Source organism: Xenorhabdus sp. Sc-CR9, assembly GCF_963897815.1.
Taxonomy (GTDB): domain Bacteria; phylum Pseudomonadota; class Gammaproteobacteria; order Enterobacterales; family Enterobacteriaceae; genus Xenorhabdus.
Window position 1 is genome coordinate 27,602 of the sequence record NZ_CAWQTY010000167.1, and the last position, 15,211, is coordinate 42,812.

11 protein-coding genes and 1 pseudogene are annotated in these 15,211 nt (G+C 40.9%); 4 read left to right on the forward strand and 8 right to left on the reverse strand.

Annotated features, from left to right (window positions below; all coding sequences use genetic code 11):
• Positions 1 to 125: 125 nt before the first annotated feature.
• The 3 genes from AACQ81_RS08320 to pepN all read right to left on the reverse strand — a co-directional run bounded on the left by AACQ81_RS08320 (position 126) and on the right by pepN (position 4,979).
• A complete protein-coding gene (locus AACQ81_RS08320; RefSeq protein WP_237385240.1) occupies positions 126 to 677 on the reverse strand; it encodes a cell division protein ZapC in 552 nt (183 codons plus the stop codon).
• A 283-nt stretch (positions 678 to 960) separates the two neighbouring features.
• Complete coding sequence (gene pyrD, locus AACQ81_RS08325) at positions 961 to 1,971, reverse strand: quinone-dependent dihydroorotate dehydrogenase (protein WP_237385241.1); 1,011 nt, start codon at positions 1,969 to 1,971, stop codon at positions 961 to 963.
• 389 nt (positions 1,972 to 2,360) lie between these two features.
• Positions 2,361 to 4,979 (reverse strand): aminopeptidase N, encoded by a 2,619-nt coding sequence (gene pepN / locus AACQ81_RS08330; RefSeq protein WP_237385242.1) that lies wholly within the window; start codon positions 4,977 to 4,979, stop codon positions 2,361 to 2,363.
• A 401-nt stretch (positions 4,980 to 5,380) separates the two neighbouring features.
• Between pepN and pncB the strand changes: the two genes are divergently transcribed.
• The 4 genes from pncB to AACQ81_RS08350 all read left to right on the forward strand — a co-directional run bounded on the left by pncB (position 5,381) and on the right by AACQ81_RS08350 (position 11,044).
• Positions 5,381 to 6,595 carry a nicotinate phosphoribosyltransferase gene (gene pncB, locus AACQ81_RS08335; RefSeq protein ID WP_237385243.1) on the forward strand — a complete coding sequence of 405 codons (1,215 nt, stop codon included), beginning with the start codon at positions 5,381 to 5,383 and terminating at the stop codon, positions 6,593 to 6,595.
• A gap of 207 nt (positions 6,596 to 6,802) precedes the next feature.
• The gene (gene asnS / locus AACQ81_RS08340) at positions 6,803 to 8,203 is read left to right on the forward strand and encodes an asparagine--tRNA ligase (RefSeq protein ID WP_237385244.1); all 1,401 of its coding nucleotides are present in this window, start codon (positions 6,803 to 6,805) and stop codon (positions 8,201 to 8,203) included.
• A 307-nt stretch (positions 8,204 to 8,510) separates the two neighbouring features.
• Entirely contained in the window at positions 8,511 to 9,611 is a 1,101-nt protein-coding gene (locus AACQ81_RS08345; RefSeq protein ID WP_237385245.1) for a porin, read from the forward strand.
• 242 nt (positions 9,612 to 9,853) lie between these two features.
• Entirely contained in the window at positions 9,854 to 11,044 is a 1,191-nt protein-coding gene (locus AACQ81_RS08350) for an amino acid aminotransferase (RefSeq protein WP_237385246.1), read from the forward strand.
• Positions 11,045 to 11,118: 74 nt separating this feature from the next.
• Here AACQ81_RS08350 and AACQ81_RS08355 read toward each other — a convergent pair.
• From AACQ81_RS08355 to ldtD, 5 genes and pseudogenes are all read right to left on the reverse strand, one after another.
• Positions 11,119 to 11,375: pseudogene (locus tag AACQ81_RS08355) on the reverse strand (transposase); the annotation flags it as partial.
• A 43-nt stretch (positions 11,376 to 11,418) separates the two neighbouring features.
• Positions 11,419 to 11,577 carry a hypothetical protein gene (locus AACQ81_RS08360; protein ID WP_237385247.1) on the reverse strand — a complete coding sequence of 53 codons (159 nt, stop codon included), beginning with the start codon at positions 11,575 to 11,577 and terminating at the stop codon, positions 11,419 to 11,421.
• A gap of 100 nt (positions 11,578 to 11,677) precedes the next feature.
• A complete protein-coding gene (locus tag AACQ81_RS08365; protein ID WP_237385248.1) occupies positions 11,678 to 12,310 on the reverse strand; it encodes an MBL fold metallo-hydrolase in 633 nt (210 codons plus the stop codon).
• A 40-nt stretch (positions 12,311 to 12,350) separates the two neighbouring features.
• Positions 12,351 to 12,899 carry a YcbK family protein gene (locus tag AACQ81_RS08370; RefSeq protein WP_237385249.1) on the reverse strand — a complete coding sequence of 183 codons (549 nt, stop codon included), beginning with the start codon at positions 12,897 to 12,899 and terminating at the stop codon, positions 12,351 to 12,353.
• A 407-nt stretch (positions 12,900 to 13,306) separates the two neighbouring features.
• Positions 13,307 to 15,025, reverse strand: coding sequence for a L,D-transpeptidase (ldtD, locus tag AACQ81_RS08375; protein ID WP_237385250.1), 1,719 nt, complete (start codon positions 15,023 to 15,025; stop codon positions 13,307 to 13,309).
• Positions 15,026 to 15,211: the final 186 nt, after the last annotated feature.

Below are 15,211 nucleotides of genomic sequence, written 5' to 3' on the forward strand. Positions count from 1 at the left end.
TGTTAATTTTTAGTGGTTTTTTGAACTGGCGAATAGCCTAGAATAAAAAACATTCAGTTGAGCAATGTTATAAATATACATGATAATCCGCATTATGGAATTATGGGTATATTGGCTTAATGATATTAAATCGCCCGACCGTATATAGATACGGGGCTTGTTTCGATATAAGGCATCAAACGATCATTCATTACTTTAATAGGGTCACAAAAACTCATCACTCGATCATTCAACTCTAATGTTTGTTGCGCCAATAGACATACGCTGGCGTTGTCGCCGACTTCAGCCACCATAAAGAGCACCTCGGAACCACTCTCCTGTAAACGAGCCTGAACAATTTCTCCATGTTCCGGTTTTTCTATTAAAGAAAAACTGGAGAAATACCAACTTTTAGGCATTTGTGGTTTTATAAAACGAAATGCAACCACCCCATTCAGGGATAACTCAGCTCTGAGTGCTGGTGCAAGATTAATACGGCGTGAATGCTCTTCAAAAGCATAATAAAGTGCCGCATCATCGACAGAGAAAGACATTTCTTTCATTGTCGTAGCATAATCGGTCAACATTTTGGCGGGAAAACAGGAACGAAAAACCATGCCATTAGCAAGATCGAGCATAACCCGATTATGCTCAGGGTCAAAATACCAGCGCCACTGATCATCAGGTCTGATTTTCATTGATTACCCTTTTATACCCGTCGTCTTTCAAGTTGCAGCTTTGTTGGCTGCGCTCACTCACCCCAGTCACATAGTTAGCTATGCTCCTGGGGATTCATTCCCTTGCCGTCGTGCTGCATCTTGAAATCCATTGGGTATATGCTCAAGATAGCTTTTTTATTAAAAATAAACATCACCAGAGAAATAACAAAACAAGAAAAATGATAAAAATTTAATCTATCAGATAAAATATAGACGAGTTGGGGGCAGAAATAAACCCCCAACCCAAAAATGCGGCAAATAATCAGATATGATTGACAATATCTTTGATTAGTTTTGGTCCTTTATAAATAAAACCAGAATATATTTGAACCAATGAAGCACCAGCTTCCCTTTTTTCTCTCGCAGAAACAAGTGAATCAATTCCGCCAACACCAATAATCGGTATTTTGCCTTTTAACTCTTGAGAAAGACGGCGAATAATTTCTGTGCTGTGTAATTGAACAGGACGACCACTTAATCCTCCTGCTTGCTGGCAGTGATTCAATCCTTCGATAATTGTTCTATCCAATGTAGTATTAGTCGCGATAACCCCATCAATATGATGACGCATTAAACTATCAGCGATTTTGACTAATTCATCTTCGGAAAGATCAGGAGAAATTTTTACTGCAACTGGCACATACTTTTGGAACTTCTGTTGAAGTTCACTTTGCTTATTTTTAATCTCAGATAAGAGATCATTCAGGGCATCACCGTACTGCAATGTTCTCAGACCCGGGGTATTCGGAGAAGAAATATTGATAGTGATATAGCCTGCATGAGGATAAACTTTATCCATGCAAATTAAATAATCATCTTTTCCATTTTCAACCGGAGTATCTTTATTTTTACCAATATTGATACCGATAATACCGTCATATTTTGCTCGTTTGACATTCTCAACCAGATTATCCACACCAAGGTTATTAAACCCCATCCGGTTGATAATTCCTTCTGCTTCGACGACACGAAATAATCTTGGTTTATCATTTCCAGTTTGCGGACGCGGCGTTACCGTACCAATTTCAACAAAACCAAAGCCCATCGCACCAAAGGCATCAATGCACTCGCCATTTTTATCAAGGCCGGCAGCTAAGCCAAGTGGATTTTTAAAAGATAACCCCATGCAAGTAACGGGCTTAGTGGCAACTGATTGGCGGATAAGAAATTCGAAAGGAGTACCGATAATGCGTTTAAGCTGGCGGAAAGTTAACTCGTGGGCCTGTTCCGGATCAAGCCGGAACAATGCCTTCCGTACTAAAGAATAACACATTTAGATTAACCTATTGTTTTTATGCAGAAATTGTCAATTCTATATTTTAAGTTATGCACAATTCCATACATATATAGTTGCTACTTTGTCATGAAAGGAAAAGGCCATTAATTTACCATCATATGAGTAAACAAAAAAGCCCTCTCCACCAGCAGATAAAAAGCATACTATTCAAATAGTTCTATCTGATTCGGATATACACCCAATGAATTTCAAGATACAGCGCGACGATAAGGGAACGACAATTCGTCGGGCCAGCTAAAGTCTGGCCTCCGGTGAGAGGCAGGAACCTCTCATTAATCCCCGGAAGCAATGTGTAAACGTTGTCTGGATAGGATTTTTCTATGGTCTTGATCCCCTTCGGCAACAACCGAAGAGGATATTACAAATTAACTTTCAAGTGCCTTGGTAACTTTTTCGAACAGATCACCAGACAAGTTCTCCAGTTCTTTCAACTGATCCAATGCGGAACGCATCAAAGCCTGACGTTTCTCATCATAACGTTTCAGACGAAGCAGTGGGTCAATCAAACTTGATGCAACTTGCGGATTCCGGCTATTCAAATCTGTCAGAACTTCTACCAAGAATTGGTAACCGCTACCATCTTCAGTATGAAAAGCCATTGGATTGCTGATAAAGAATGTTCTCAACAGTGAATAAACACGGTTTGGATTACTCAAACTGAAAGAACGGTGCCGCATCAGGCCACGTACTTTATCAAGTGCGTCGAAGACCGGATTAGTAGCCTGAAGCCTGAACCATTTATCCATGACCAAGCCATCCTGATGCCAGCGCTGATCAAACTCATCCATTAATTGATAGCTGCAAGGCAATTCAGCAAACACAGCCGCAGACAGTGCCGCGATGGTATCAGTCATGTTATCAGCCTGATAATACTGTGCAGCTACTAATTTATCAGCCTGTTCTTTATCATCAATAAAGGCCAGATAATAGAGACAAGTATTCCGTAAGTCGCGTTTCGCAATATCCTGATGATCCACACGATATGTGCCAACATGAAGACTACGATAAACCGCTGCAAACTCATCTGCCATTTCATTAGCCAGCGTCCGTGTCATTACACCAAGGACATCATGGATAGCTTTAGGATCAACAATGGTAAACAGTTCTGCCATTTCATTTTCAGATGGCAGAGTTAAGATCAATGCCGCTAATGCCGGATCGATATTTTTATTCAGCAATACCGCACGGAAAGCATCGATAACATGCATTGGTAATTCCAATGGCTGGGATTTTTGATGGCGGACAACATTCAGTTTCACATAATTAGTGAGTAATGCCTGCGCAACATCCCAACGCGAGAATTCATTACGTGCATGTTTCATCAGGAATGAAAGTTGCTCATCACTGTACTGATAATTCAGTTTGACTGGTGCGGAGAATTCACGCAGTAAAGACGGAACCGGCTGTGATGGCACATTATCAAATACAAATGATTGCTCTGCATTGATGACATTCAGGACATGATGCACTGGCTGACCATCACGACGCAGCGGAATGACATTTCCATTTTCATTATAAAGCTCAATGTCCAGAGGAATGTGCAACGGTTGTTTTTCTTTCTGATCTGTTGTTGGTGGTGTCATTTGACTAACGTGTAGAACGTATTGCTGTTTTTCTGCATTGTATTCGTCACGGATAGTCAGCACTGGAGTCCCGGATTGGCTATACCAGCGGCGGAACAGTGTCAAATCGACATTTGAAGCATCTTCCATTGCCTGAACAAAATCATCACAGGTTGCCGCACTGCCATCGTGACGATGAATATAAAGCTGCATACCCGCCTGAAATTGTTCTTCACCCAATAAAGTATGGATCATCCGGATGACTTCTGAACCTTTTTCATAGACAGTACGCGTATAGAAATTATTCATTTCCATCACTTGGTCGGGACGGATCGGGTGAGCCATCGGGCTGGCATCTTCCGCAAATTGGGCAGCGCGCATAAGGCGCACGTTATCGATTCGATTAACAGAACGTGAACCCAAATCAGAACTGAATTCTTGATCACGGAATACGGTCAGACCTTCTTTCAGGCTTAACTGGAACCAATCACGGCATGTAATACGGTTTCCTGTCCAGTTATGGAAATATTCATGACCAATCACAGCTTCAATGGCAAGATAATCCTTATCTGTTGCTGTTTCTGTTTTTGCCAAAACATATTTGGAATTGAAGACGTTCAGCCCCTTGTTCTCCATTGCTCCCATATTGAAGAAATCAACGGCAACAATCATATAGATATCAAGGTCGTACTCCAATCCAAAACGAGTTTCATCCCATTTCATCGAATTTTTCAGAGATGTCATGGCCCAGTCCGCACGATCTAAATTGCCGCGATCCACAAACAGTTCCAGTGCAACTTCACGACCACTGCGAGTAACAAAAGTATCATGCAGAACATCAAAATCCCCCGCAACCAATGCAAACAAATAGGCTGGTTTTGGGAAGGGATCCTGCCATTTCACCCAATGGCGGCCATCATTCAATTCACCCTGCTCAATTCGGTTACCATTGGAGAGCAAGAATGGGTATTGGGATTTATCCGCTGTAATGCGGGTAGTAAAACGGGCCAGAACATCCGGACGATCCAAATAATAAGTAATATGGCGGAATCCTTCGGGCTCACATTGGGTACATAAGGCATCTCCAGATACATACAGCCCCTCAAGTGCTGTATTTGCCGATGGGTTGATTTCATTCACAATCTTCAACGTACATTGGGCCGGAAGTTGTTCAATCAGTAACTTTCCATCCTGTTCCTGATAATGCGCCCACGATTTATCATCTATATGGATACTTTTTAATGTAAGATTTTCTCCATCCAGAATCAGGGGGGTAATATCATTAGCCAAACGCTTTATCTGACTGATTGCCGTCACCGTTGTTTTATTTGCATCCAGATCAAAATCGAGATCAATGTCGGTAATTGTGTAATCTGGTGCTTTATAATCCAGACGGCGTTTAACAAGTCGCTGTTGTGTCATAGGGAACCTTTTCCATTACTTTTAACAGGCACATTTGATAACATTTATATAACCTTGGTTGCAAAGCGCCTAGCGCATTATGTTTCCATAGAAACATTCCAAGCGCTAACGCTGCCATAGAGAGACAACCCTTTCAATCATTAAGTTTCTTTTTTTGAATGTTAATAATTTATTAAGCAAAAGAATAAATGATGTAACCAACATATTGGTACTTTCGTGCTAATTGTCATCTCATATCTCATTTAACATGATATTATCTAGAAATGGATTAACCTTAATCTTTAGACTTGGGAAAATATATGCTGTTATGTGGCTTCAATAACCCAATAATCACTGTATACTCTCCCAACTTTATCGATTTAGCAGACACGAATACGCTCCGCGAGGATGCCTGACGCGCCATGACTTTAGACGCTACCCCGATTATCAAATCACTGCTTGATACTGACGCTTATAAATTTCATATGCAGCAAGCAGTGTATCACCATTACAGCAATATTCCTGTTGTTGCAGAATTTCGTTGCCGTGGTGATGAATTGCTCGGAGAATACGCCGAGATGTTGCGCCATCAAATTAATATGATGGCTGATTTAACACTGACAGAACGTGAAGCCGATTATCTTTCCCGCCTTCCGTTCTTTAAAGAGGATTACCTAAACTGGTGCAAAACATTCCGCTTTAATCCTAAACAAGTGGAAGTCTCCGTTACCGATGAAGGGCAATTGGCCATCCGCATTTCCGGTTTGTGGCACGAGGTTATCCTGTGGGAAGTGCCTCTACTTGCACTGATCAGCGAATTGGTTCATCGCCATCACTCGCCTGAAATAACACCAGAAGATGCCGTCATTCAGCTTAGAAAGCTTATTGAGCTGTTTCATAAAGACGCAGCGGAAGAAAATATCGATCTATCTGGTTTCAAGTTAATGGATTTTGGTACTCGCCGTCGTTTTTCACACGAAGTGCAATACGCTATTATCAATGAGCTGAAAAATAATTTCCCTTATTTGATCGGAACCAGTAATTATCAACTGGCAGAACAGCTTGACCTCCCTCCTCTTGGCACACAAGCTCATGAATGGTTCCAAGCTCATCAGCAAATTAGCCCAGAACTTGCCAATAGTCAGCGGGCAGCACTGCAAACATGGCTGAATGAGTATCCAAACCAATTAGGCATAGCCCTGACAGACTGTATCACCATGGATGCTTTCCTGCGAGACTTTGACAAACCATTAGCGACCGCTTACCAAGGTTTGCGCCATGATTCCGGTGATCCTATTAAGTGGGGTGAAAAAGCCATAGCACATTACCAGTTACTGGGCATCGATCCGATGACGAAAACATTAGTGTTCTCTGACAGTCTGGATCTGCAAAAAGCGCTGGCGCTGTACCACCATTTCCATAAGAGAATCAATGTGATTTTCGGTATTGGTACTCGGTTGACCTGCAATATTCCGGGGGTAAAACCACTGAATATAGTGATCAAACTCGTCGAATGTAATGGCAAGCCAGTGGCAAAACTTTCTGATAGTCCCGGAAAGACCATCTGTGAAGATGATGAGTTTGTCGATAGGTTACGTCGGGCATTTGACATTCCCTATATAGAAAAAGCAGTATAATTCCGCTGTTTGCCCTTGGCATAACCAGCTTTAATGCTGGTTATGCCAATAAAAAACACCTTTTCCCTGTTTTTCCTCGTTAAGACTCGCAATTTCTTCTTGTTTCCTGAGAGATGGCAAGTAAGATAGAAGATCTGCCCCTAATGGGGGGCATTTATGGTAAATCTAAAATCTATCTAATTCACTTAATAAAGAAGAGAGAAATTTATGAGCGTAGCGCCTGTAGTCGATGTACTGCAAGGCCGTGTTCCGGTTGACAGCGAAGTCACCGTTCGCGGTTGGGTACGTACAAGGAGAGATTCTAAAGCTGGTATCTCGTTCCTCGCCGTCTATGACGGTTCCTGCTTTAATCCATTACAGGCCGTCGTTAATAATAATTTACCTAATTATCAGGATGAAGTATTACATTTAACCACGGGCTGTTCTGTAGAAGTTACGGGAACAGTAGTCGCATCTCAGGGCAAGGGACAGTCTTTTGAACTGCAAGCGACTAAAATCGTTGTGGTTGGTATGGTTGATGATCCTGATACTTACCCAATGGCGGCTAAACGCCACAGTATTGAATACCTGCGTGAAGTGGCTCATCTTCGTCCACGTACCAACTTGATCGGTGCAGTTGCTCGTGTTCGTCATACATTGGCTCAAGCCCTGCATCGTTTCTTCCATGAAAAAGGCTTCTTCTGGGTATCATCCCCACTGATTACCGCATCAGATACAGAAGGTGCAGGTGAAATGTTCCGCGTTTCTACATTGGATCTGCAAAACTTGCCACGTACGGATAAAGGCGAAGTGGATTTCAGCCAAGACTTCTTCGGCCGTGAAGCTTTCTTGACGGTATCCGGTCAGTTGAACGGTGAAGCCTATGCTTGTGCATTGAGTAATGTTTATACCTTCGGACCAACTTTCCGTGCGGAAAACTCCAATACCAGCCGCCATTTGGCAGAGTTTTGGATGGTCGAACCTGAAGTCGCGTTTGCAGATCTGAATGATATCGCCAAACTTGCCGAAGATATGCTGAAATATGTCTTCAAAGCGGCATTGGAAGAACGTGCAGATGATCTGGCATTCTTTGCAGAACGTGTTGATAACGAAGTTATTACTCGTCTGGAGAAATTTGTTGATTCTGACTTTGTTCAGGTAGATTACACTGATGCAATAAAAATTCTGGAAAATTGCGGCCAGAAATTTGAGAACCCCGTTTTCTGGGGCGTGGATTTGGCATCAGAACATGAGCGTTATCTGGCAGAGAAACATTTTGAAGCGCCAGTGATCATGAAAAACTATCCAAAAGACATCAAAGCCTTCTATATGCGTATGAATGAAGACGGAAAAACTGTTGCTGCGATGGATGTTCTGGCTCCGGGAATCGGTGAAATCATCGGAGGCTCTCAGCGTGAAGAGCGTTTGGATATGCTGGATAAACGTCTGGAAGAGATGGAACTGAATAAAGAAGATTACTGGTGGTATCGTGATCTGCGCCGTTACGGCACCGTTCCTCACTCTGGTTTCGGTTTAGGCTTTGAACGTTTAGTGGCTTATGTTACTGGAGTATCAAATGTTCGTGATGTTATTCCATTCCCTCGGACGCCAAGAAACGCAAGTTTCTAATGAATCAGATCAAAAAATAATCTAAAATCAATCCTTCAAAAAGCCAGCGAAAGTTGGCTTTTTTCATTTTATTGCGAAAACTGCACGAAAAAAGTTCCCTGATATTTACATTTTGAAATATCTATTTTCACTTTGTTACTTATTTTGCACTTTTGTAGCATTTTGAGGGTAGATAAAATTCATTACCAATGGAACACTGATCGCCAATTAATAAGACACTCGATACCTACAAATAGTTCCAAAAATTTTTAGTGTTCTATTTTTGACAGTAACAAGTGTCTGGATAACACCAATGAGGGTAATAATAATGAAGCGCAATATTCTTGCAGTGGTAATCCCAGCTCTGTTGGTTGCTGGTACAGCAAACGCAGCTGAGATCTTTAACAAAGATGGCAACAAACTGGATCTGTACGGTAAAGTAGACGTTCGTCACCAAATCGCAGATACAAAAAGCAGCGAAGACGGCGATGCTTCTTATGCTCGTATCGGCATCAAAGGCGAAACTCAGATCTCTGACCAACTGACTGGTTTCGGTCGTTGGGAATACAACCTGAAAGCTCATACTGAAGAAGGTAAACAAGATACTGCTACTCGTCTGGCTTTCGCTGGCTTGAAATTCGCTAACTACGGTTCATTGGATTACGGCCGTAACTACGGCGTAAACTACGACATCAGCGCATGGACTGACGTACTGCCAATCTTTGGTGGTGATTCCATGACTAAGACTGACAACTACATGACTGGCCGTGCTACTGGCCTGCTGACATACCGTAACACTGATTTCTTCGGTCTGGTTGATGGTCTGAGCTTTGCTCTGCAATACCAAGGTCAGAACAGCGAGCGCACCAAAAATAAGCGTAGCGGTGCTACTGCAAATGGTGACGGTTACGGTTTGGCTACCACTTATGACGTAGGTTACGGTATCACTGTTGGTGGTTCTTACGCTAACTCTACTCGTGGCCATGACTGGGATACCAGTGATGCTCACGGTAAGCGTGCTGAAGCATGGAACATCGGTGCTAAATACGATGCTAACAACGTATATCTGGCAGCTATGTACGGTGAAACCCGTAATATGAGTCGTTATACTCATACTGTTACTGAAGCTACTAAAATTGCTAACAAAACTCAGAACATCGAACTAACTGCACAGTATCTGTTCAGCGACTTGGGTCTGAAACCATCTCTGGCATACGTTCAATCTAAAGGTAAGGATCTGAACCGTAACGACGGTGCTAAAGGTTTCAACGAAGATCTGGTTAAATATGTTTCTGTAGGTACTTACTACTACTTTAACAAAAACCTGTCTACTTACGTTGATTACAAAATCAACCTGCTGGACAAAAACAACAAAGCGGGTGTCCAGACTCGCAACGTATTCGGTGTTGGTCTGACTTATCAGTTCTAATCACTGCTGATAAACTGTTTAGCGAAAAGTTAAACATATTTATCTCAAAAAAGCAGCGCTCCGGCGCTGCTTTTTGCATTTTACCTCCCTGTTTTTTCAGACTATTTTTTTCACTCCGTAAACTACTTCACAAGATTTTATTCTTTTTGCTACAAGTAGTTGGCAAATGAGTTCCTTAGCGTTACCCTGAGAAGCGTGTAACTTATTTTGGGCTTAACTCTCCGAGTCTTGGAATCAAAAAAATGTTTGAGAAAATTACAGCAGCGCCTGCCGATCCTATTCTTGGTTTAGCTGATAGTTTTAAAGCTGACCCTCGTGAAAATAAAATCAACCTGGGTATCGGAGTCTACAAAGACGAAACTGGTAAAACTCCTGTTCTGGCCACCGTTAAAAAAGCAGAAAAATTCCTGCTGGAAAACGAAACCACCAAAAATTATCTGGCAATTAGCGGATTACCTGAATTTGGCCGTGTCACTCAAGAACTGCTCTTTGGCAAATCCAGCCCTGTCGTAACTGATAAGCGTGCCCGTACTGTACAAAGTCCGGGCGGAACTGGTGCACTGCGCACTGCCGCTGATTTTATTGCTAAACAGACCAATGCAAAACGTGTCTGGATCAGCAACCCTACCTGGCCAAACCACAAAGGTGTTTTCGCCAGCGCTGGTTTAGAAATTCGCGAATACAATTATTACGATGCAGAAAAACATGCACTGAATTTTGAAGGTATGTTAGCAAGCCTGTCTGAAGCACAAGCAGGTGATATTATTCTGTTGCACGGGTGCTGTCATAACCCGACCGGTATCGACCCAACACCTGAACAATGGCAGAAACTGGCTGATTTATCTGCTGCAAATGGTTGGTTGCCTGTATTTGACTTTGCTTACCAAGGTTTTGCCAAGGGATTAGATGAAGATGCAGAAGGTCTGCGCATTTTTACCAAGAATCATAATGAATTGATCGTTGCCAGCTCTTATTCCAAAAACTTCGGCCTGTATAATGAACGTGTTGGAGCCTGCACCATCGTTGCAACAGACAGCGATACCGCAGAAAAAGCATTCAGCCAAGCGAAGTCTATTGTTCGTACCAATTACTCCAACCCACCAGCCCACGGTGCTGCCGTTGTTACAACAATTCTGTCCAACGATGATTTGAAAGCTGAGTGGATTCAGGAATTGGCAACAATGCGCGAACGTATTCAACGTATGCGCCAACTGTTTGTAAACACCTTGCAGGAAAAAGGTGCGAAGCAAGATTTCAGCTTTATTATTTCTCAAAATGGTATGTTCTCATTCAGCGGTCTGACTAAAGAACAGGTTGATCGTCTGCGTGAAGAGTTTGGTATTTACGCCGTTAGTTCTGGTCGTATCAATGTAGCGGGTTTAACACTGGAGAACATGGTTCCTCTGTGTGAAGCTATCGTTGCTGTACTCTAAGTTTTATCTGAGTATTGATATATTATCTAAAAAGCCGCTGAAGTGAACTGACTCCAAAAAGTTGGACATTTTAGTTAAGCGGCGTGTAAGGCCTGATTTCGATATTCTATCGGAGTGAGGCCTTTTAATTTCACCTTAATCCGTTTTGTATTGTAATATTCGATGTATTCTTCTCTCTTTTCAATCAGTTCATCAACATCTTTAGCTGGCGGTGATACATTTCTGTTTTGAGTAAGGCAAAAAAGTTTTCTGCCATCGCATTATCCAAACAGTTCCCTTTCCTCGACATACTTTGCTTAATATCTTTATCAGCAAGTTGCTTTTGATAAGCCCTATGCCGATATTGCCAACCTTGATCACTGTGAATGAGTGGCTTAGCGTGAGCATCTATCGCCATGAATGGCAACAACTTGAGTCCAGTATCGAATTTGTCGAGAAGAGATTGAATATTCCGCTGATAGCTTATCCGATGTGTTACCTGCCAGACATCGTTTAGCAATAATGATTTTTAGTTCACGACTATATTTAGACATAAAAAACCCCCAGTCATTGGTTGTCCAACTATTGGGGGTCACTTCAGAAGGGCGGCTTTTATCTTTTAATACAAACTATTATGATAAAAAATACATCTCATTAATCTTGCAGGAAAGGGTTAGTCTTCCGTTCATATCCTAATGTTGACATCGGTCCGTGACCGGGAATAAATTGATAATCATCCCCCAAAAGCAGCACTTTTTCTTTAATGGATTGAATCAATTCATCATAATTTCCACCCGGAAAATCCGTACGACCGACACTTCCTTTAAACAACACATCTCCCATTGAGATTAATTTATCGGCATGATTAACAAGAATAATATGCCCTGGCGTGTGCCCCGGACAATGCAAAACAGACAATTCAACCTTGCCAATTTGCAACGTATTTTCTTCCTCTAACCAACGATCCGGCGTGAAAGAGGGACATGGCTCAACACCAAACATTTGACATTGAATTTCCAGCCCTTCTATCCAAAAAGCATCTCCCTTATGTGGCCCATAAACAGGTACATTAAAATGCCTGGAGACTTCAAGGGTAGCACCAACGTGATCATAGTGACCATGAGTCAGCAAAATTTGTGTCAGTTTCAACTCACGACGCTCTATTTCGGCAATAAGTTGCTCAGCATTACCACCAGGATCTACAATCGCCGCTTCCTGAGTTTCCTCACACCAAATCAATGTACAATTTTGCATCGCCATCGTGACGGGGATAATGTGGTATTTCATTATATTGTTGGACTCCACAATCAAGACTATAGGTATAAGATTACCACGTCCTGACCGGGCCTGTATCAATATGAATAAAATTACTCTTTGGATAGAACCCGACCCCTCCAGCCCCCATTTTCAACGCTGCCTTACGGATATTCACAAGTTGCATACCATCAATATGAAAATCCATTGCTTGTCCACGAGTATGGTAGCTATGTTTTGCTACGCCATCACTGGCTTGGCGTAACATATTATTTGTCATTAATGAACGATAGCCAGAAACTAATTGAACAGGTTTATTTATTCCCATCATCATCTGTAATAAATAAATTTGGTCAAATAATTTTGGATCAATCGTTTTGATCTTATTTTGACGAAAATCTCTAAATAAATAATTCAAACGGGATAATTCTGATTTGTTATAACGGCGACCATCAAAGAATTCAGCTTTGAGTTCTTCTCCTGTATGTAGGTTATTAAAATGTAAAATTCGGGGGCGTGGGGTTGTCAATGCAGCCAAAGCATGTTGAGGTAATAGACTTAACCCCAATGCGGCCACGCTTACGCCGAGCCACTTCCGGCGATCATGGTCAATATCATTCATGGATAATATGCCCTGCTATTCTATGATTTATTAAAATATTCTAAACTTCATTACTTATTGAGTTTAATCGACTAATAAGACACCAACAAATAAAACTTAGTTTCAATTTTTTTGTATATTAGTGTAAATTAATCGACCAATAATTGTGATCTATTTAACAAAATTCAAAGCGTATTAAACGAAAGTAAATATTGATGACGATAAGTTAATGGGAGATATCTCCATATGGGATATAAATGCTTCCTCAATAAGGAAGAAAAATCCGGCTAAGATTATATAACAGGAATAAAATCATTGGAAAAATAATTAGCAATGAAAAATAACGGTGAAGGAAGTGTTATTTCTTTCACCGTTCATAACATTAACATCAAATTCATTCGCTCATAAATGATGAGGAACCACAAAAATTATAAATCATTTCTGGTAGCCAGAATCTCATTAAACGCCTCTGATTGTTGTCTTGCACTTATATCATAGTCATAGATATCAGCCCGATATTGTGGCACCCCTCCTTCATCAACCCAGGCTGTTTGATAATAGAGGAAAACAGGAATTTTTTTGGGTATATTTACATATTTCGTTGTCCATGTTTTCAATGAATTATTAACTTTATTTTTATTCCAACCCGCATTTCCCAATAACATGTCAGCCAGTTCAGGCGCTTTATTTACACGCACACAGCCTGAACTGACTGCCCTCATTTCCCGATCAAAAGAAGCCTGATTTGGCGTATCGTGCAAATAAATCGCTTCTGAATTTGGCATATTAAATTTGAAACGCCCCAATGAATTAGTTGGGCCAGGAGCCTGTCGTATTCGGTAAGGAAAATTACTTGGTGTTACTGTTCCCCAATCAATTGATGAAGGTTCAATCACCTTGGCATCATTACCCCAACTGGAAAAAACTGTATAACCCCGAGTACGAAAATAACTCGAATCCCGCATTGCCCTTGGCGCGATATCTTTCCGGGTCATACTGGTAGGTACGTTCCACGGCGGATTAATCACCACATTATTCAATTGACTGCTCATAATCGGTGTTTTGCGGCTGGGGCGACCAACCACGACTTTAGAGCTTAATACTTCCTTACCATCCAAATAATAAAAAAGTGAGTAATTTGGAATATTGACAAAAATACCTGTAGGCATATCTGCCGGAATAATTCGTAATCTCTGTATATTTAGTGCCATTATACGGGCACGAGTTTGTGGTGTTGTATTTAACCATATTTTCGTGGATTGACCGATCACACCATCCGCAGATAACCCATGCAGGGCTTGAAATCGTTTTACAGCAGCAACCAGTTCTTCGCCATAAACTTTATTATCAGATTTGACTGAAGATGATTCCAGCACACCGGAACGAACTAATATCTTTCTCAATGCAACTATACTCTCACTACTTTGCCCTAACCTTAACGTCTTTTTGAAGGAGAACTCTGTCCATGGTTGCCTATCAGATAATTGTCCTAACATCTCCTTACGCATATTTTCATACATAGGATGATTAGGTAACAAGGTCGTAATATAAGAGAGGGTGTTGTTATTATTGATATGTTGTTGCCATTTATCAATTGATTGAGAGGTTGGTAAATTAATTTTATAGGGAGTTTTGCTATATAACCATGAATTTCCTTTTTTCTTAACATCATTGACAAAATGGAGATAACCTAACATAGCATCAGACAAAAGAATATCTCGTCCCATATCATTTAATTCAGGTGAATGAAGTTGTATCAACCATTTTTCAAATTGAGGCTGGAAACCAGCTAATGATAATTCAATCAATTGTTCTTCAAACTGTTGAATTGTTTTTTTATCCTGCCATAGCGGTTTCATATTATTAGCAGTATATAATGTTGCCAACCGTTCAAAGAATATCGGTTTTATTTGTTGTGGCAACCAATTTTGTAATTTTTTTCGATTTTCATCAATAGACGTTCCGGAAGATATAGGAATAGTCTTATCAACTGAATCAGTCAAATTTTCTTTTTTTTGTTCCTCTGATAATTCTTGCACATTACTTGTTATCAATCCATTTTGTTGATTTGCAAAGGTTCCCTCTGATACCGCTAATGCGCTACAGATAAAAGAAACTTTCAGAAACCTGACCGTGTTCTTCGCCATAAGAGTTCACCTCATCTTATTATGTTATGCAGCTGTCCAATGACTTATTCTAATTCTCAGTCACCCTATTTTATCAGAAAAGAATAGTAGTAATTATATACATAATTACTTCTTAAGATAGATAGACAATCATACGCAATGACACTCAACAAAATAAAATATTCACTATAATAAATTAGAGCATAC